Annotated in this window: 15 protein-coding genes; 1 reads left to right on the top strand and 14 read right to left on the bottom strand. The window is 64.4% G+C overall.

What is annotated here, in order from left to right; translation table 11 throughout:
• Positions 1-9: 9 nt before the first annotated feature.
• The 5 genes from DENOEST_RS07535 to DENOEST_RS07515 form a co-directional block, all read right to left on the bottom strand.
• Positions 10-771: an SDR family NAD(P)-dependent oxidoreductase gene (locus tag DENOEST_RS07535; protein ID WP_145769837.1), complete on the bottom strand. Its 762-nt coding sequence runs from the start codon at positions 769-771 to the stop codon at positions 10-12.
• A 39-nt stretch (positions 772-810) separates the two neighbouring features.
• On the bottom strand, positions 811-1,794 hold the full coding sequence (locus DENOEST_RS07530) for an NADP-dependent oxidoreductase (RefSeq protein ID WP_145769836.1): 984 nt from the start codon (positions 1,792-1,794) through the stop codon (positions 811-813).
• A gap of 11 nt (positions 1,795-1,805) precedes the next feature.
• Positions 1,806-2,654, bottom strand: a complete 849-nt coding sequence (locus DENOEST_RS07525) for an SDR family NAD(P)-dependent oxidoreductase (protein ID WP_197970554.1) — start codon at positions 2,652-2,654, stop codon at positions 1,806-1,808.
• Positions 2,651-3,517: an SDR family NAD(P)-dependent oxidoreductase gene (locus tag DENOEST_RS07520; RefSeq protein ID WP_145769835.1), complete on the bottom strand. Its 867-nt coding sequence runs from the start codon at positions 3,515-3,517 to the stop codon at positions 2,651-2,653. The genes DENOEST_RS07525 and DENOEST_RS07520 overlap by 4 nt, the downstream gene beginning before the upstream one ends.
• A gap of 187 nt (positions 3,518-3,704) precedes the next feature.
• Complete coding sequence (locus DENOEST_RS07515) at positions 3,705-4,760, bottom strand: Dabb family protein (RefSeq protein WP_145769834.1); 1,056 nt, start codon at positions 4,758-4,760, stop codon at positions 3,705-3,707.
• A 477-nt stretch (positions 4,761-5,237) separates the two neighbouring features.
• On the opposite strand from DENOEST_RS07515, the gene DENOEST_RS07510 reads away from it, so the two are divergent.
• The gene (locus DENOEST_RS07510; protein WP_170228120.1) at positions 5,238-6,176 is read left to right on the top strand and encodes an AraC family transcriptional regulator; all 939 of its coding nucleotides are present in this window, start codon (positions 5,238-5,240) and stop codon (positions 6,174-6,176) included.
• Between the two features lie 124 nt (positions 6,177-6,300).
• Here the strand turns inward: DENOEST_RS07510 and dinB are convergent, their stop codons facing one another.
• From dinB to pstS, 9 genes are all read right to left on the bottom strand, one after another.
• On the bottom strand, positions 6,301-7,467 hold the full coding sequence (gene dinB / locus DENOEST_RS07505) for a DNA polymerase IV (protein ID WP_197970553.1): 1,167 nt from the start codon (positions 7,465-7,467) through the stop codon (positions 6,301-6,303).
• A gap of 45 nt (positions 7,468-7,512) precedes the next feature.
• Positions 7,513-11,454: a phosphoribosylformylglycinamidine synthase gene (purL, locus tag DENOEST_RS07500; protein WP_145769832.1), complete on the bottom strand. Its 3,942-nt coding sequence runs from the start codon at positions 11,452-11,454 to the stop codon at positions 7,513-7,515.
• A gap of 78 nt (positions 11,455-11,532) precedes the next feature.
• Complete coding sequence (gene phoR / locus DENOEST_RS07495) at positions 11,533-12,828, bottom strand: phosphate regulon sensor histidine kinase PhoR (protein ID WP_232096464.1); 1,296 nt, start codon at positions 12,826-12,828, stop codon at positions 11,533-11,535.
• The gene (gene phoB / locus DENOEST_RS07490) at positions 12,828-13,526 is read right to left on the bottom strand and encodes a phosphate regulon transcriptional regulator PhoB (protein WP_145769830.1); all 699 of its coding nucleotides are present in this window, start codon (positions 13,524-13,526) and stop codon (positions 12,828-12,830) included. Before phoB ends, phoR begins: the two co-directional genes overlap by 1 nt.
• Positions 13,527-13,532: 6 nt before the next feature.
• A complete protein-coding gene (phoU, locus tag DENOEST_RS07485; RefSeq protein WP_145769829.1) occupies positions 13,533-14,255 on the bottom strand; it encodes a phosphate signaling complex protein PhoU in 723 nt (240 codons plus the stop codon).
• 22 nt (positions 14,256-14,277) lie between these two features.
• Entirely contained in the window at positions 14,278-15,072 is a 795-nt protein-coding gene (gene pstB, locus DENOEST_RS07480; RefSeq protein ID WP_145769828.1) for a phosphate ABC transporter ATP-binding protein PstB, read from the bottom strand.
• On the bottom strand, positions 15,069-15,917 hold the full coding sequence (gene pstA, locus DENOEST_RS07475) for a phosphate ABC transporter permease PstA (protein ID WP_145769827.1): 849 nt from the start codon (positions 15,915-15,917) through the stop codon (positions 15,069-15,071). The genes pstB and pstA overlap by 4 nt, the downstream gene beginning before the upstream one ends.
• Positions 15,914-16,873, bottom strand: a complete 960-nt coding sequence (gene pstC / locus DENOEST_RS07470; RefSeq protein ID WP_197970552.1) for a phosphate ABC transporter permease PstC — start codon at positions 16,871-16,873, stop codon at positions 15,914-15,916. Before pstC ends, pstA begins: the two co-directional genes overlap by 4 nt.
• 80 nt (positions 16,874-16,953) lie before the next feature.
• A complete protein-coding gene (gene pstS, locus DENOEST_RS07465; protein ID WP_197970551.1) occupies positions 16,954-18,000 on the bottom strand; it encodes a phosphate ABC transporter substrate-binding protein PstS in 1,047 nt (348 codons plus the stop codon).
• Between the last annotated feature and the right edge of the window lie 61 nt (positions 18,001-18,061).

The following is an 18,061-nucleotide window of genomic DNA, read 5'->3' as shown; positions in this document are numbered from 1 at the left end:
GATGGCATTTCAGCGCATGGTGGCGCCACCATCAACGCTGATCACTTGTCCGTTGATCCATGCGCCCTCATCAGAGAGCAGAAGAGCCACCATGGCGGCGATATCCTCCGGGTCGCCAACGCGGGTGCTGCGGGTAGCCGCCCGCATGTGATCAAGAAGGTCGGGAGGCATGGTCTTCTTGTTGTTTTCCGTCATCACGAAACCAGGTGCCACGCAATTGGCGCGAATACCCTTGCGTCCCCAGCGGGAAGCCACATGACGCATCAGGGCATGAAGGCCGGATTTGGCTATCGCATAGCAGGGGCGTTCCGGCTCACCGGCGAAAGCCGCTCCAGACGTGGTGTAGACAATGGCACCCGCCCCCCGTTTGAGCAATTCTGGAAGCACGGCGCGGGTGCAGAGCAAATGGCCGCGCAAATTCACTGCGATGGTCCGGTCGAAGACATCCAGCCCCACATCGAGGACGTTGCTGTCCCGGAAAATGACCGATAGATCAGCAGCGTTCACGTGAGCAAAATCGAGACCGCCGAAGGCATCTACCGCCAGCCTCACCATGGCGGCTACCGAGACCTCATCGCTGATATCGCAGCGTATGCTACGAGCCTGGCCGCCCTCGCCAATGATGTCATCGGCGATCGCCTTGGCATTGCCCTCATCCAAATCACCGATGACCACAGCAGTACCTGCCGCAGCCAGCTTGCGAGCAGTGGCTCCACCGATACCTCCACCACCCGCGACGATGGCTACTTTTCCTGCGCTTACATTCAGCATGGTTTAACTCCAATTGACAGAGGCCGCACCATTAAAAGCTCAGAGATCCGCCACCTTCAGCACCCACTTGCCACGGCCATGGCCAGTTTGGATAAGGCGATGGACATCCGCGACCTGGGACAGGGGGAACACATGCAGAGGAGGCATCTTCACAACGCCTTCCGCCACCAGTTGCGCTATTTTTGCCAGGGTTGGCGCGCAGCCCACGTCGGTCATGGTGGAGAACACCCGGTTCACACCCTTGGCTTCCCCTGCGATCGCTGCGGCGGCAATGTCGCCATCGTCCACCAAGGTGGGAATGCTGACGAATGTGCCACCAGGCCGCACCAAATCAAGGCCGTTAGGCAGCGTACTGACGCCAACCGTGTCCATCAGGTAGTCCAGGCCTTCGGGTGCCCAGCGCTGAACCGCGGAGGTAATGTCTTCGCAGCGATAGTCGATGACCCGGTCCACACCCAGGCTCCGCAGGTATTCCACATTGGCGGTGCTGCAAGTCGCCGCCACCACGGCCCCCGCGCAACGGGCAAACTGCACGGCAAAGCCACCAAGGCCACCGGCACCGCCGTGGATCAGGGCGCGCTGACCTGATTTCAGGCCACCTCGGTCAAACAAGCCCTGCCAGGCAGTCAGGGCTGCGACTGGCAGGGCCGCAGCCTGCTCATAGCTGAGGGAATCCGGCATCCTGGCGACCCGGTCGGCGTCGGCGATGGCGAACTCGGCATAGCTGCCCCAGCCTCCCTGGCCGTGATTGGTGGGGGTGAACACGCGATCACCCACGGCGAGACCGGTGACGCCCTCCCCTATCTGATCCACGATACCCGCCGCATCGAAGCCGATCACGTAGGGAAAAACATAAGGTCGATACATGGCCAGCATCCCCTGTCGGTTCTTCCAGTCCGCCGGGTTGACGCCAGCACAGGCGATTCGCACCCGTACCTGGCCAGGCCCGGCCTCGGGTGTGGGAACCTGGGCCAGTTGCAGGACTTCCGGGCCGCCGGTCTGTTCGATGATCATCGCGAGCATGGGGTATATCCTCAGCTTTCTGTCGCAGCAATCCTGGGGGGACGCCGCGCCAGAATGCCTTCTGTGCGCTGCCGCAAGAGGGTGTCGAAAGGTTCGCGATAAGGCAGTATCCAGAATTCTCCGGCCTCGATGCCGGCGAAGGTGTTCTCTGCCGATTGATCGGGCGTGATACCGCCGCCGCCAGTGATGTGGTGATGAATGCCGTCGATGAACTGGCGCACTGCCGGGTTGCCGCCTCCGTCACCGAAGGGGGCATTGAAGATGCCGCTGCGTACCGGGCCGGGGTCGAGTACGGAAACGCCGATCGAGGCCTGGACCATATTCAGTTCCACATAAAGCGCTTCAGTGAGGAAGACCGCGGCACTCTTGCTGGCATTGTACGGAGCCATCATCGGGCTGGACACGAAGCCACCCAGGGATGCGGTATTGACGATGTGGGAGGGGCATCCTGCCTTCAGCATCCGGGGCACGAAGGCGCGGATGCCGTGGTGTATCCCCAGCACATTGATGGAGAAGCAGCGTCGAAAATTCTCTGGGGATATCTCCCACAGCAATCCGGCGCTCATCACCCCTGCGTTATTGAACAGCAGGTCCACCCGGCCGAAGCGTTGCCAGGCCTGTTCCGCCAGATTTTCCATGGCAATGGGGTCGGTGACGTCGGTGGAGACGGTCAGGACCTCGGTATCCAGGGTGGCGGCAAAGGCATCGAGCTGCCCGGCATCCAGGTCGGCCAGCACCAGGTTCATCCCCAAAGAAGCGGCCTTGCGGGCCAGACCGCCGCCTACGCCACCAGCGGCGCCAGTGATGACGGCAGTGCCGCCCTTGAAACAGATATTGGAAGTCACAATGGGTCCTTTCATTCGCCACTGGCCGAGATCAGGCTGTGGGCATAGGGGGGGATCACCGGCGGCGGCAGCAGCTCCCGACCGTCCAGGGTATATACGGGCAGCTTGTGGGCCAGGGGAAAGTGCAGGCTATAGGCGGTCATGCCGGTGCGTTGGGCTGCCGGCAGATGACACAGAGCCAGGGCGGTCTCGGCAATGTACTCGACGCGCTCGGAGGGATAGTTCTCCGGGATCAGATCGATGGCGCCAGGCGTGCGGATCGCAGTGCTGGGCGCCAAGGTATTCACCGCGATGTTGTCATCCAGCAACTCTGCCGCCAGGCCCTGATTCATGCGGTGCACTGCGGCCTTGATGGCTGCATATACCGTCGCGCCGCCATGTTTGGCCCAGTCGTCGTAGGGCCGTCCGGGGGGCAAGGCGGTAACGGAACCCAGGGTAACGATCCAGCCTCCTCCCCGCTTGCGCATCTCGGGCACGGCCTGCTGGACGAGCCGGAACGGTGCCCTCAGGTAGTGGCCGATGGTGTTCTCGAACATCTCTTCCGGCATGGTGGACAGGGGCGCATAGGAAGCCTTTCCGCCACTGTGAACCAGAATATCCAGACCACCGGCCAGGGCTGCGGCCCTGCCCACAAGGTCGCCCAGCTGGGAGGGGTTTTCCAGATCGGCAACCAAGGGCAAGGCACGTCCGCCGGCCGTCTCGATCAGGGCGATGGTCTCTTTCAGAGTACCGGCGTAAGCACCCGCGGTATCCAGGCTGCGCGCAGAGACCACTACGGTGGCGCCAGCGGCGGCAAGGCGTTGAGCAACGGCTCGACCGATTCCTCGGCTGGCCCCGGTCACCAGGGCTATCTTGCCGTCAAGGCGGGGTTGAGTCATGGGTTTATCCTCGTATCGTTAACGTGAAATAGCGAATTGAAACGGCAGGTCGAACTGTCGAGCGTAGCGAGCCAGCATCGTCACCTCCCCAGGAGAGGGGAAGGCTGGGAGGGGGTGGGCCTTCCTGTCTTTCCCGTGTTTCATGGACCGGGGCGGAAAATCGGCTTCCATGAGCGTTATGTATGTATCAGGGCGCTTCACAGCCCAGCAGACTTTCGGCCTGGGAACAGAATGCGTGACAGAGTCGGACATCGATGAATTGTTGGCCGGACTCGGGATCGAAGGCCCGGTCGACATGAGCCCAGTGATGCGGATGGATCATGTAGGCGCCCAAAAGGCCGTCCAGGCTGGCGTACTCCTGCTCCCAGACATAGTCCCAGGTCTGGTGGCCGCTGTCCCAGTCCAGCACGCGGGCCCGACTCAAGCGCCAGTTGATGATGGAATCGATATGTGCGGGCATGTCCAGAGTTGCCGCCTCGAAGCCAGGGGCGCGGGCACCGTCGGCCCCTGCCAGGCGGCGGAACAGGGCGGTCCGCTTGACACCGCCCGTCAATTTTGAATTGCGCAGACCCGCGCCGATCGTGTCGAGACCGAGGGCTGACCAGGATGCGCAGTATTTCCGCAACACGGGCATGACGTGCTGTTGCCAAAGCGGACTGGCATGGGCGGCCGCTGCGGTGGCGGCATCGGGATAGAGCAGGTCCCAGGTGTAATGACCTGCACCGAAATCGGTCACACTATTGGTGCCCCACTGTTGAAAGCTCAGACCCGGCAGGCCTGCCGCTCCGGCCAGGACATCCTCCACCGTCCGCCGGGCGTTCTCGTCGGCACCGGTCCTGAGATAGAGTTGAGCAGTCTCCCGCCAGCCACCGGGCCGGACGAGGTAGGCTGAGAGGCTCGTGGGTCGGGTCAGCAAAGCCGCGCTGTGGGCAGGTTGATCGGGCAACAGGTAGCTTCGCTCCCGATCGACGCAAAAACCATCCACCTCGGACCAGAAAGCGGCTACGGAAGGATCATTGCCGCCAATATTGCGAGCGATCCAGAATGCCTCCACGTTCGCCAACTCCCATTGCAGCCAAAGGGTTAGCGGACGATCCACCAGTACCAGAGGAGGCGAAACCGCGCTGTCTACCAGAGTCAATCCGCGGGCAGCGGCAGCCGGGAGGTAGGCGGTGGCAATCATCGCCTGGAGGCGGGGTAGATCCGCCGCCGCCACATCGATCCGATCATGGACCTTGATCATTTCTCTCCCTTACGACGAACATGGTGAGTCATTGTCGCCCGGAGTGCGCACCGGAGGGCAGGACCCAGGTGGACGCAAAACAATACCGGCCCGCTCACGCCCACTTAGCGCCTATTTCAGTAGGTTCCGTACCCCGCGTTGAGCCAAGGGCGGAATGAGCGCAAGCCACGCAACGCAGCATCGCCCGCCCTTGACCCAACCCGGAGGGCCGTTGGGCTTTGGGATGCGATGCAAGGCGGAGGGAGCGCCGCATGGTTATTCCATGTCAGCGACCGACAACGCCGCAGCGCGCCCAAAGCCCAACGGCGCGGCGTACGGAACCTACTGAAATAGGCTCTTATCTTGCACTCGCGCGGACTCCCCCATCCACGCTGTCGGAAACAGAGGGAAGGGGTAAAGTATCGCCCGGCCGGGTTCCGAACGCTGCCCCCCATGGGGACAAGGCGATACCCAGATTTTTCACTCCCCACTCCTATCGTGACTCAAGCCCCCTCGCCGCTCCTGTTCGACATCCTCGCCCATGTCACCCATGGCAGTGATGCCCGCCACAAAACCCGCTACCGGGAAGCCATTGAGGCACTGGAGTCACGGGTTGCCGCAGACGACGGGCATCCGCCCATGGGCCGCAGTGCAGTGGTGATGATGTTCCGCACCCTGATCACCTGCCCTACCCTGGGCCGTGCCATCGAATGTGCTGCCGAGTTTTGCACCATCATTCATCCCCGTGGTGGACGCCTCTCCTTGAGTATCCAGGATGGCATCGCCGTGTTCGAGATGGATTCGCTACGCCACCACCCCAGCGCGGAGTCCTGCCTGGTGGACCTCTCGGGCCTGCTGGCCTACCAACAGGTATTCAGCTGGCTGATCGGCACGCCCGTGACGCTTCGCCGGGTAGACCTGGCCTACACTTTCCAGGGCGAACTGACTCCCCTGGTCGGTCTCTTCGGTGCGCCGGTGACCGTCGGCGCCAGCGCCTACCGTTTCGAGTTTGACGCTGCCGTACTCGACTATCCTGTGATCCGAAAACCAGCAGAACTGGATGAGTTCGTAGACGGCCTGCCCTGCCGGCTCTGGGGCGAGGCAGACGAAGCTCCGCCCTTGCACAGGCAGATCCGGGCCAGTCTGGAGGCCGCCCTGATAGTTGGCGCGCCCATGCCGGACCTGACTGCCTTGGCTAGCCGCCTGCACCTGAGCGAATCGACACTACGCCGCCGCCTGCGGGCAGAGGGCGTGAACTTCAGCCGCTTGCGAGAGGATGCGGTACGGGAGATGGCTCGCCATTACCTGGAAAAATCTGACAGGGATATCGAAACCATCGCCCTGCGTCTTGGCTTCTACGATGGCTGCGCTTTCCGCCGCGCCTTCCGCCGCTGGTACGGCTGCGCACCCCGGGAAATACGGCGCGCCAGCGCCTGATAGTGCCCAATGAGCAACCAATGGAAAAGCAGCCACAGTGCAGAATGCCACCGGCTGCAAACGCCAATGACTGATTGCGAAGCCCTATCCGAGTAGCAGCCTCACTGCGGTGCCCCCTACCCCGCTACACAAGCAACTCCCCCTGTACAGCCATCTCCGCCGTACCTTCCCCGGCCACCGGCAGCAGGTTTCCCGCCCGCACCCCGAGCAGCCGCAAGCGTTTTTCGAGGGGCGCCCGACGCAGACATTCCCCTGCGGCACGCCGAATCGTGGCGGCATCATCAGTAGCCGTCGGGAGACTGAAATCCCGGGTCACGGTTGCAAAATCGTCGTAGCGCAGCTTGATGCCTATGGTCCGGCTCCGGTAGCCCTTGCGCTGGAGGTCCTCGGCCACGCGCAGACAGAGGGCGGTGAATATTTCGGAAAGAGCCGCTCTGTCCTCCCTGGGATGGAGATCCCGCTCGAAGGTGGTCTCGCGGCTGATGGACCTGGGTTCCGAGTGGGTCACCACCGGCCGGTCATCGACGCCCCGGGCGGCATCATGGAGCCAGGTGGCATAGGCCAGTCCGAAATGGCTTTGCAACAGTGCCGGGTCGGCGGCGGCCAGTTCGCCTATGGTGGCGATGCCCAGGCCTGCCAGCTTTTCGCCGGCCTTGGGACCGATGCCGTTGATCTTTCTGACCGGCAGGGGCCAGATGCGACCCGGGATTTCGTCCAGCGCCAGGATTGTGATGCCATCGGGCTTTTCCAGATCGGAACATATCTTGGACAGCAGCTTGTTCGGGGTGATGCCAATGGAACAGGTGAGACCGGTGGCCGTCATGACCGCCGCCTTGATCCGCCGCGCCAGTGACAGGGAATCCTCGGGAATGTCGCTGAGATCGATGTAGATCTCGTCGATACCCCTATCCTCGATCTTCGGCGCGATGGCGGCGACCGCTTCCTTGAAACGCCGCGAGTAATGCCGATAGGCATCGAAGTCCACCGGCAGGAGGATCCCATCGGGGGCCAGGCGGGCGGCCTTCATGGTGCCCATGCCGGAGAACACCCCCAGGGCGCGGGCTTCGTAGGTGGAGGTGGTCAAGACGCCCCGGCCCACATAGTCCCGCAGACGAGCGAAGCGCCGACTGCCATCGGGCAGGACCTGGGGCTGCTGGGTGCGGCGCCCCCCGATCACCACCGGCAGGCCCCGAAGTTCAGGGTAGCGCAGCAGCTCCACGGAAGCATAGAACGCATCCATGTCGAGATGGGCGATGCGGCGCGATGCCGGGCTCAGGACAGGCTCGCCCATGATGTCAGGGAGAGATGCCGGCCCGGCTTCCAGGAGGCCCCAGGCTTACCCCACCCACTTCCGCGCATTGCGGAACATGGTCAGCCACGGCCCGTCCTCGCCCAATGTGGCTGGCGCCCAGCTCATCTGCGCCTTGCGGAAAATTCGTTCCGGGTGGGGCATCATGATGGTGAAGCGGCCGTCGGCGGTAGTGACGCCGGTGATACCGGCCGGTGAGCCGTTGGGGTTGGCCGGGTAGGTCGTGGCCACGGCACCCCTGTTGTCCACATAGCGCAGGGCCACCCGGGCACGGTCCTGGGCGCCATCAACAAAGACTGCCCTGCCCTCGCCGTGGGAGACCACCACCGGCAGGCGGGAGCCGGCCATGCCGGCCAGCAGGATGGAGGGGGACTCGGGGATTTCCACCATCAGGAAGCGGGCTTCGAACTGCTCGCTGCGGTTGCGGTGGAAAGTGGGCCAATCCTGGGCACCGGGGATGATGGAAGCCAGATGGCTCATCATCTGGCAGCCATTGCAGACTCCCAGGGCGAAGCTGTCGGAGCGCTGAAAGAAGGCAGAGAACTCGTCCTTCAGGCGGTTGTTGAAGAGGATGGACTTGGCCCAGCCCTGACCGGCCCCCAGCACGTCGCCGTAGGAGAAGCCGCCGCAGGCCGCCAGGCCCTTGAAGTCAGCCAGATGGACGCGGCCGGATTGCAGGTCGGACATGTGCACGTCCACCGCGTCGAAGCCGGCCCGATCGAAGGCAGCGGCCATTTCCACGTGGCCGTTGACGCCCTGCTCGCGCAGCACTGCCATCTTCGGCCTCACCGCGCTGGCGATGAAGGGCGCAGCGATGTTCTGGGCCGGGTCGAAGCTCAACTGGCAGGAGAGTCCCGGATCGGCGGCGTCATTGAGGGCGTCGAATTCCTCCTGGGCGCAGGCCGGATCGTCCCGCAGGCGGGCGATCTGATAGCTCACCTCGCTCCAGGCCCGCTGAATCTCGGCAATCGGTGCGCCGAAGGCCTGCTTGGCGTTGCGCCAGACCCGTACTTCGCCGAAGGGATTGGGGGTGCCGATGATGTGGCTGTACTTGCCCAGGCCGGCGGCCCGTAGCGCGTCCATCACCGCCGTGCGATCGGCACGACGAATCTGCACCACGGCCCCCAGCTCCTCATTGAACAGGGCGCCGATCAGATGATCGTTCATGCGGCCCTCGACGAGCTGAGGCGCCCGCTCGATGCCGTCCACGTCGTTCATCAGGGGGTCGTAGCAGAGGGCATCCAGGTTCAGGGAGACGCCAATGCGGGAAGCGAAGGCCATTTCGCAAACGGTGGCGAAGAGGCCGCCATCGGAGCGGTCGTGATAGGCCAGCAGCTTGCCATCCCGGTTCAGGGCCTGGATGGTATTGAAGAAAGCCTTGAGGGACGTGGCATCCACGTCCGGGGCGGCATCGCCGGAAACCCCATAGACCTGGGCCAGGGCGGAACCGCCGAGGCGATTCCGGCCCTGGCCGAGATCGATCAGCAGCAGCTCGGTTTCGCCCACTTCCTTGTCGTTCCGCAACTGGGGCATCAGGGTGCGGCCGATGTCGGCGCAGGGGGCGAAGGCAGTGACGATCAGGGACACGGGGGCGGTGACCTGCCTGGCCTGGCCCTGGTCCTCCCCATTTTCAGTCCATTGGGTGCGCATGGACAGGGAGTCCTTGCCCACGGGGATGGAAACCCCCAGGGCCGGGCAGAATTCGACACCCACGGCCTTCACGGTATCGAACAGGATGGCGTCCTCGCTACCGTGGCCGGCGGCGGCCATCCAGTTGGCGGAGAGCTTGATTTTGCCGATGTCACCAATGGCGGCAGCGGCGATGTTGGTGATCGCCTCCCCCACGGCCATGCGGCCCGAAGCGGGACCGTCCAAGAGCGCCAGGGGCGTGCGTTCCCCCATGGCGAAGGCCTCGCCCAGCAGGGTATCGAAACCCATGGCGGTCACCGCCACATCGGCCACGGGCACCTGCCAGGGGCCCACCATCTGGTCCCGGGCAGTAAGGCCGCCGACGCTGCGGTCGCCGATGGTGATCAGGAAATTCTTGGAAGCCACGGCGGGCAGGCGGATCACCCGGGACACGGCCTCCCACAGGTCGATGGCCGCCACGTCCAGGGGCGCGGCCTGGGGTCTGGCCCGGCGGGCGTCCCGATGCATGCGGGGCGGCTTGCCCAGCAGCACATCCATGGACATATCCACCGGCCGGTTGCTGAAGTGATCGTCCTTGACGATCAACTGGCCGTCGTCGGTGGCCGTGCCCAGCACCGCGTAGGGGCAGCGCTCCCGCTCGCACAGAGCGCGGAACTCGGCCAGGCGCTCGGGGGCGATGGCCAGCACGTAGCGCTCCTGGGCCTCGTTGCTCCAGATTTCCCGGGGCGACATGCCCGGCTCTTCGTTGGGCACGGCGCGCAGATCGAAGTGGGCGCCCCGGCCGGCGTCATGGGCCAGTTCCGGCATGGCGTTGGAAATGCCGCCGGCCCCCACGTCGTGGATGGCCAGCACCGGGTTGTTCGCCCCCATCTGCCAGCAACGATCAATGACCTCCTGGGCCCGGCGCTGGATTTCCGGGTTGCCCCGCTGCACTGAAGCGAAGTCCAGGTCGGCGGTGTTGGTGCCGGTGGCCATGGAAGAAGCGGCGCCGCCGCCCAGGCCGATCAGCATCCCCGGCCCGCCCAACTGGATCAGCAGGGTGCCGGCCGGGAACGGGATCTTGAAGGACTGCTCGGCCTGGATGTTGCCCACGCCGCCGGCGATCATGATGGGCTTGTGATAGCCCCGTACCTCGCCGTTGAAATTCTGTTCGAAGGTGCGGAAGTAGCCGGCCAGATTGGGACGGCCGAATTCGTTGTTGAAGGCCGCCGCGCCAATGGGGCCCTCGATCATGATGTCCAGGGCCGAGGCGATGCGCTCGGGCTTGCCGTAGGCGGATTCCCAGGGCTGGGCGAAGCCGGGGATGTTCAGGTCGGAGACGGAAAAACCGCACAAGCCGGCCTTGGGCTTGGAGCCCCGGCCCGTGGCGCCCTCATCGCGAATCTCGCCGCCGGAGCCGGTGGCGGCACCGGGGAAGGGGGAAATGGCGGTGGGATGGTTGTGGGTCTCCACCTTGGCCAGGATGTGGGTGGTCTCCTCCTGCCAGCGGTACAGGCCGCTGCCATCGGGATAGAAGCGTTTGACCCGGGCGCCCTCGATCACGGCGGCATTGTCGGAATAGGCCACCACGGTGCCCTCCGGGTGGGCCTTGTGGGTCTCCCGGATCATGCCGAACAGGGACAGGGGCTGGTCTTGACCATCCACGGTCCAGGAGGCGTTGAATATCTTGTGCCGGCAATGCTCGGAGTTGGCCTGGGCGAACATCATCAGTTCCACATCCGTGGGATTGCGCCCGGCCTTGGTGAAGTTCTCCACCAGATAGTCGATCTCGTCCTCCGAGAGGGCCAGGCCCAGTTCGCCGTTGGCCGCCACCAGGGCCTCCCGGCCCCGGGCCAGCAGGTCCACCGTGGTCAGGGGCTGGGGCGCCACGTGGTGGAACAGCGCCGAGGCCTCCTCGACGGAGGCCAGCACGGATTCGGTCATCCGGTCGTGGAGCTTCGCCACCAGGGCGGCCCGGTCCAGTTTCTTGCCTTGGGCATGGAAAGCAATACCGCGCTCGATGCGCTTCACCCCGGCGAAGCCGCAGTTGCGGGCAATGTCCGTGGCCTTGGAGGCCCAGGGGGAAATGGTGCCCAGGCGCGGCGTCACCAGCAATAGTTCGCCCTCGGGAGCCGCCGTCAGTTCGGTCGGGATGCCCAGCAGATTCTTGAGCCGGGCCACCTCGGCATCGGCCAGGCCCGCCTCCAGTTCCGCGAAGTACCAGTGCTCCGCCCTAAGGACTGTCAGACCGGGCACGGCGGCGCGGACCTGCTCCTGCAAACGGGAAAGACGGGAAGGAGAAAAGGCGGCGGTGCCGCGCAGGGAGAGCACTTGGGGCATGACGGAAGGAGAGGGAAAGCGGAGCAGAGGACGAATTATACGGGCTCCCCCCGACTCCCTAGCCAATTCGCTGGAGAGCTAGCGCACTGACGCGACCATCCGCCCCGCCGGAAACAGCACCCGGAAGCGGCTGCCCTGTCCCGGCGTTGATTCGACATCGAGCCGAGCCTGGTGGTGCAGCAGCACATGCTTCACGATGGACAGGCCCAGGCCGGTGCCGCCAGTCTCGGTGGAGCGGCCCTTGTCCACCCGATAGAAACGCTCGGTGAGACGGGGAATATGCTCTGCCGGAATGCCGATGCCGGTATCGCTCACCTCGAACAGTGCTCCCTCGTTTTCCCTGGCCCAGCGCACCTTGATGCGGCCGCCCTCCGGGGTGTAGCGCACGGCGTTGCTGATCAGGTTGCCAAAGGCGCTGCGCAGTTCCAGGGGACAGCCCATCAGGCCATGGGGCGCGATATCTTCCTCGAAGCGGTGGCGGCCGCCGGACAGGGCTCGGCCCTCGTCCAGCAGGGTGGCCAGCAGGGCCGGCACATCCACCGGCTCCTCCCGCTGGGGATCGCTCTTGGCCTCCAGCCGGGACAAGGTCAGCAAGTCCTCCACCAGCCGGCTCATGCGCTGGGCCTGGTCCTGGATCATGGCCAGAAAGCGGGCGCGGCTTTCCACAGGCAGGTCCTGATCATGGGCCAGGGGGTCGAGAAAGCCCAGGATCACGGTCAGGGGCGTACGCAACTCGTGGGAAACATTGGCGATGAAGTCCCGGCGCATGGTCTCCACCCGCTGCAACTGGGTCACGTCCCGGGAGTAGAGCAGCCGGCCACCGGCAAAGGGCACCAGCAACACCGACAGATCCCGCACCTGCCCCTGCCCTACCCGCAGCAGCACGGGCTCTCGCCAGTCATTGGACTGGGCATAGCTGGAAAACTCCGGTTGCCGGATCAGATGGGTGGCCAGGGTACCCACATCGCGGCCCGGGTCCAGGCCGAACTGGGTCTGGGCGTAGGCGTTGAACCACTCGATGCGGCCATCGCCATCCAGCATCAGCACGCCCTCGGGCAAGGCGCTGGCGGCCTCGCGAAAACGATCCAGGGCGGTTGTCAACTGTTCCCTGTCCCGTGCCTGTTGTTTCTGGGCCCGGTACAGGTCCACGAAGATGTCGCCCCAAAGGCCGGTCTCCTCCGGCAGGCGGCTGGCGTCCGTGGCCTTGAGCCAGCGCCGCAGGCGGCGCAACTGCCAGATCTGATAGCCCTGCCCCAGCAGGAGGACTGCACAAACCAGGGCCAGGGCCGGCACCGGACCGAACACCCAGCCCATGACGGCGCCGGCCAGGGCCAGCAGGGCCAGACGCAATACAGTGAAGACCCAGAACTCCATCAGCGATTCAGTGCGTCCAGAGCGCCCAGCCGGTAGCCAACGCCGCGCACGGTCTCCACCAGGCTCTCCGCCTCGTGCCCCAGGGCCGCCCGCAGACGGCGCACATAGACATCCACGGTGCGTTCCTCGATGAAGCGGTGGTCGCCCCAGACGCCGTTGAGCAGTTGCTGGCGGCTGAACACCCGCCCCGGCTGGGCGAGGAGGTAGTGCAGCAACTTGAATTCCGTGGCGCCAAGCTCCAGGTGCTGGCCGCGCCAGGACACCTGATGGGCCGACGGGTCGAGGCGCAGGGAGCCATAATCGATGACCTGACCGCCATGCTGGGGCGCTCGCCGCCGCAGCACGGCGCGGATGCGGGCCACCAGTTCCTTGGCGCTGAAGGGCTTGGTCACATAGTCATCGGCACCGATTTCCAGCCCCGCCACCCGATCCACCTCTTCGGCCCGTGCGGTGACCATGATCAGGGGCAGCTCCCGGGTACGCGCGTCCTGGCGAATCTGGCGGGCGAAGCCAATACCGGACATGCCGGGCAGCATCAGATCCACCAGCAGCACGTCGGGCAACACACCGCGCAGAGCGGCGGCCCCCTCCTCCGCCGAGGCCGTCAGGCGCACCTCGAAACCGGCCTGCACCAGGTTGTAGCGCAGCAGCTCCCGGATCGCGGCATCATCCTCGATCACCAATACCAACGCGGCCATGACGAATCAGTCCTCGTTGCCCAGGGCTTCCCGCTCCATCATGTCGATGGCGATATGACGGACGTCCTTGCCCTTGACCACATAGATCACGCTCTCGGCGATGTTCTTGGAATGGTCGCCGATGCGCTCGATGGCCTTGGCGATGAAGGTGATGTCCAGGGCGGAACTGATGGTGCGGGGGTCTTCCATCATGTAGGTGATCAACTGGCGCAGGATGCCGCGGAAGTTGTCGTCCAGCATGGCATCGGAACGGATGATGCGGGCCGACTCCACCACGTCGAGACGGACGAAAGCGTTGAGCACGTCCCGCAGCATTTCCACTCCCAGCTCGCCGAGCTTGCGCACATCGGCCAGCCGGGGCACCTGAAGCCGGTCCCGCTGGTAGATTTCCCGAGCGGTGCGGGCGATCTTGGCGGCCTCGTCGCCGATCCGTTCCAGATCGGTGACGATCTTGCTGACCGCCATCACCAGGCGCAGGTCCCCCGCCGCCGGCTGGCGCCGGGCGATGATGTGGGCGCATTCGTCGTCGATGCTCACCTCCAGGCCGTTGATGCGGTGGTCATCGGCAATCACCTGTTCCATGGCGTCCAGATCGCCGCTGAGGAAGGCGGCGATGGCCCGCTCGATCTGGTTTTCCACCAGGCCGCCCATCTGGGTCACGCGGGAACGCAGGCCGTCCAGCTCGGCGTCGAACTGGCGGGAGATGTGGTCACTTGTCAGCGTAGGCATGGGGCTCCTCCTTTTTATGTCATCAACCGAAACGGCCGGTGATGTAGTCCTCGGTGCGCTTGTCCTGGGGCTTGATGAAGATGTCGTCGGTGCGGCCGAACTCGATCAGCTCCCCCAGATACATGTAGGCGGTAAAGTCGGAGACCCGGGCCGCCTGCTGCATGTTGTGGGTGACGATGACGATGGTGAATTCGTCCTTCAGTTCGCTCACCAGTTCCTCGATGCGCATGGTGGAGATCGGGTCCAGGGCCGAGGTGGGCTCGTCCAGCAGCAGCACCTGGGGCTTCACCGCGATACCCCGGGCGATGCACAGGCGCTGCTGCTGGCCACCCGAAAGGCTCATGCCGCTCTGATTGAGCTTGTCCTTGACCTCGCTCCAGAGGGCGGCCTTGTGCAGGGACCACTCCACCCGTTCGTCCATTTCCACCCGGTTCAGGCGCTCGTGGAGCCGCACCCCGAAGGCGATGTTGTCGTAGATGGACATGGGGAAGGGGGTGGGCTTCTGGAACACCATGCCCACCTTGGCCCGCAGGGCATTCAGGTCCGTGCCCCGATCCAGGATGTTCCTGCCGTCCAGCAGCAGTTCCCCCTCCGCCCGCTGCTCCGGGTAGAGGTCGTACATTCGGTTCATGGTTCGCAGCAGGGTGGATTTGCCGCAGCCCGAAGGGCCGATGAAGGCCGTGACCCGGCGCTTGGAAATCTCCAGGTTGATGTTGCGCAGGGCGTGATACTTGCCGTAGTAGAAGTTGAAGCTCTTCAGGGCGATCAGGGTTTCCAGGGCCGGTTCGCCCTGCACGCGGATGCTGTCGTCGATCATGATTTATGTTTTTCGCGGAAGACCAGGCGCGCCAGAATGTTGAGACAGAGCACCCCCAGGGTGATCAGCAGGACGCCGGCCCAGGCCAGTCGCTGCCAGTCCTCGAAGGGGCTCATGGCGAACTTGAAGATGGTGACCGGCAGACTGGCCAGGGGAGCATTCAGGTTCATGCTCCAGAACTGGTTGGACAGGGCGGTGAATAGCAGGGGGGCGGTTTCCCCGGCAATGCGGGCCACCGCCAGCATGATCCCGGTCATCACCCCGGCCATGGACGCTTTAAGGGTGACCCGGCCGATCACCACCCAGTGGGGCGCCCCCAGGGCGAAGGCCGCCTCCCGCATGGTATTGGGCACCAGGCGCAGCATGTTCTCGGTGGTGCGCACCACCACTGGAATCACGATCAGGGCCAGGGCCAGGACGCCGGCCATGCCGGAAAAATTGCCCATCCGCGCCACATAAACCTCGTAGATGAACAGGCCGACGATGATGGACGGCGCCGACAACAGGAGGTCATTAACGAAGCGGGTGGTGCTGCCCAGCCAGGTGTGCTGGCCGTATTCCGCCAGATAGATGCCGGCGAGTATCCCGGCGGGAGTGCCGATGGCCGTGGCCAGCCCCACCATCATCAGGCTGCCCATGATGGCATTGGCCAGGCCGCCATTTGCCAACCCGGGGGGCGGTGTCATCTCGTAAAACACGCTCAGGGACAGGCCCGAGAGGCCCAGTTCCAGGGTGGTGGCCAGGATCCAGATCAGCCAGAACAGACCGAAGGCCATGGCCAGCATGGAAATACCCAGGGCCAGCCAGTTCTTCAGCCGACGGGTAGTGGCCAGGGAAAGCCTCATGACTGGGTTCCTTCCTGGGCGGAAAGTTTCAGCAGCAGCAGCTTGGACAGGGTCAACACCACCAGGGTGATCAGGAACAGGATCAGGCCCAGCTCGATCAGGGAGGCGGTATAGACCGGCGATTCGGCCTCGGCGAATTCGTTGGCCAGGGCCGAGGCGATGCTGTTGCCGGGCAGGAACAGGGAAAAGCCGTTGAAGAAGTTCATGTTGCCGATCAGGAAGGTGACGGCCATGGTTTCCCCCAGGGCGCGCCCCAGGCCCAGCATGATGCCCCCCACCACCCCCACCTTGGTGTAAGGCAGCACCACGTTCCAGACCACCTCCCAGGTGGTGCAGCCCAGGCCATAGGCCGATTCCTTCAGCATCACCGGCGTCACCTCGAACACGTCGCGCATCACCGAGGCGATGAAGGGAATGGTCATCACCGCCAGGATGATCCCGGCGCTGAGGATGCCGATACCCAGGGGCGCCCCGGAGAACAGGGTGCCGACCAGGGGCAACTGGCCCAGGGTTGCGGCCAGCAGGGGCTGCACATGCTGGGAAAACAGCGGCGCGAAAACCAGCAGGCCCCACATGCCATAGACAATGCTGGGAATGCCCGCCAGCAGCTCGATGGCGATGCCCAGGGGACGGCGCAGCCAGGGAGGGGACAGCTCGGTGAGGAACAGGGCGATGCCGAAGCTCACCGGCACCGCGATCACCAGGGCCACCGCCGAGGTGGCCAGGGTGCCGTAAATCGGGATCAGGGCGCCGAAGCGCTCCATGGGCGGGTTCCAGTCCCCGGTCCAGAGAAAGGCAAAGCCAAAGCGCTCCAGGGCCGGCATCGCGCCCATGACCAGGGACAGGATGATGCCCGCCAGCAACAGCAGGGTGCCCAGAGCGAAGAATCGCGTGAGATTGAAGAACACCCAGTCGCCGATACTGCGGCGGACAGGGGGTGATGCGCCATTAGTCAATCTAAAAACCTCAGGGTGAAGAAAGGGAAAGCCGTGCCGCGATCGCGCGACACGGCACGGCACGGCTTCCAGTTTACCGCTTACTTGGCGCTATAGACGACCTTTCCGGCGCCGTCCTTGATGCCACCCCAGGCAGCGTTCACCAGTTTCACCACGCTGTCGGGCATGGGCACGTAATCCAGTTCCGTGGCCATCTTGCCACCGTTCTTGTAGGCCCAGTCGAAGAACTTGACCGCCTCGGCACCCTGCTGGGGCTTGTCCTGCAGCTTGTGCATCAGGATGAAAGTGGCGCCGGTGATGGGCCAAGCATCCTTGCCCTTCTGGTTGGTGAGAATTTCATAGAAGGCCGACCTGCTCCAGTCGGCACCGGCGGCGGCGGCCTTGAAGGTCGTGTCGTCGGGGCCGACGAAATTGCCGGCGGCGTTCTGCAACTGGACGTGAGTCATCTTGTTCTGCTTGGCATAGGCGTATTCCACATAGCCCAGGGAGCCGGGAATGCGCTGGACGAAGGCGGCCACGCCCTCGTTGCCCTTGCCGCCCAGGCCCACCGGCCATTGCACCGCGCTGCCCTCGCCCACTTTGGTCTTCCACTCGTCGCTGACCTTGGACAGATAGTTGGTGAAAATGAAGGAGGTGCCGGAACCGTCGGCCCGGCGCACCACGCCAATGGCCTGCTCAGGCAGCTTCACGCCAGGATTCAGGGCGACGATGGCCTTGTCGTTCCACTTGGTGATCTTGCCCAGGAAGATGTCCGCCAGCAGTGGACCAGTCAGCTTCAGCTCACCCGGCTTGATGCCCGGTACGTTCAGCACCGGGACCACGCCGCCGATCACGGCGGGAAACTGCATCAGCCCGTCCTTGTCCAGGACTTCCGGCTTCAGGGGCATGTCGGAGGCGCCGAAGTCCACGGTCTTGGCGGTGATCTGCTTGATGCCGCCACCGGAACCGATGGACTGATAGTTGATCTTGTTGCCCGTGGCCTTCTGGTAGGCATCGGCCCACTTGGCGTAGATGGGCGCAGGGAAAGTGGCACCGGCACCGGTCACTTCCGCGGCCTGGGCACCCAGGGAAAGGGTGGAAAAGGCCAGGGCGGAAGCCAGGGCCAGCAGCTTGAACTTGCGCATCATCGTTTCCTTCTCAGGGTTGGGATGGCGGCAGTCTAGGAAGGTCTCGTTACAGGATTGTGAC

It is taken from the genome of Denitratisoma oestradiolicum (genome assembly GCF_902813185.1).
GTDB lineage: Bacteria > Pseudomonadota > Gammaproteobacteria > Burkholderiales > Rhodocyclaceae > Denitratisoma > Denitratisoma oestradiolicum.
Note: the sequence above shows the minus strand (reverse complement) of the source record. Positions and strands in the feature narration are given on the sequence as shown.

What these genes read in the sequence shown, in the direction of transcription:
- DENOEST_RS07535 (WP_145769837.1), bottom strand. Translation starts at nt 771, where the DNA reads ATGCTGAATGTAAGCGCAGGAAAAGTAGCCATCGTCGCGGGTGGTGGA.
- DENOEST_RS07530 (WP_145769836.1), bottom strand. Translation starts at nt 1,794, where the DNA reads ATGCTCGCGATGATCATCGAACAGACCGGCGGCCCGGAAGTCCTGCAA.
- DENOEST_RS07525 (WP_197970554.1), bottom strand. Translation starts at nt 2,654, where the DNA reads ATGAAAGGACCCATTGTGACTTCCAATATCTGTTTCAAGGGCGGCACT.
- DENOEST_RS07520 (WP_145769835.1), bottom strand. Translation starts at nt 3,517, where the DNA reads ATGACTCAACCCCGCCTTGACGGCAAGATAGCCCTGGTGACCGGGGCC.
- DENOEST_RS07515 (WP_145769834.1), bottom strand. Translation starts at nt 4,760, where the DNA reads ATGATCAAGGTCCATGATCGGATCGATGTGGCGGCGGCGGATCTACCC.
- dinB (WP_197970553.1), bottom strand. Translation starts at nt 7,467, where the DNA reads ATGGGCGAGCCTGTCCTGAGCCCGGCATCGCGCCGCATCGCCCATCTC.
- purL (WP_145769832.1), bottom strand. Translation starts at nt 11,454, where the DNA reads ATGCCCCAAGTGCTCTCCCTGCGCGGCACCGCCGCCTTTTCTCCTTCC.
- phoR (WP_232096464.1), bottom strand. Translation starts at nt 12,828, where the DNA reads ATGGAGTTCTGGGTCTTCACTGTATTGCGTCTGGCCCTGCTGGCCCTG.
- phoB (WP_145769830.1), bottom strand. Translation starts at nt 13,526, where the DNA reads ATGGCCGCGTTGGTATTGGTGATCGAGGATGATGCCGCGATCCGGGAG.
- phoU (WP_145769829.1), bottom strand. Translation starts at nt 14,255, where the DNA reads ATGCCTACGCTGACAAGTGACCACATCTCCCGCCAGTTCGACGCCGAG.
- pstB (WP_145769828.1), bottom strand. Translation starts at nt 15,072, where the DNA reads ATGATCGACGACAGCATCCGCGTGCAGGGCGAACCGGCCCTGGAAACC.
- pstA (WP_145769827.1), bottom strand. Translation starts at nt 15,917, where the DNA reads ATGAGGCTTTCCCTGGCCACTACCCGTCGGCTGAAGAACTGGCTGGCC.
- pstS (WP_197970551.1), bottom strand. Translation starts at nt 18,000, where the DNA reads ATGATGCGCAAGTTCAAGCTGCTGGCCCTGGCTTCCGCCCTGGCCTTT.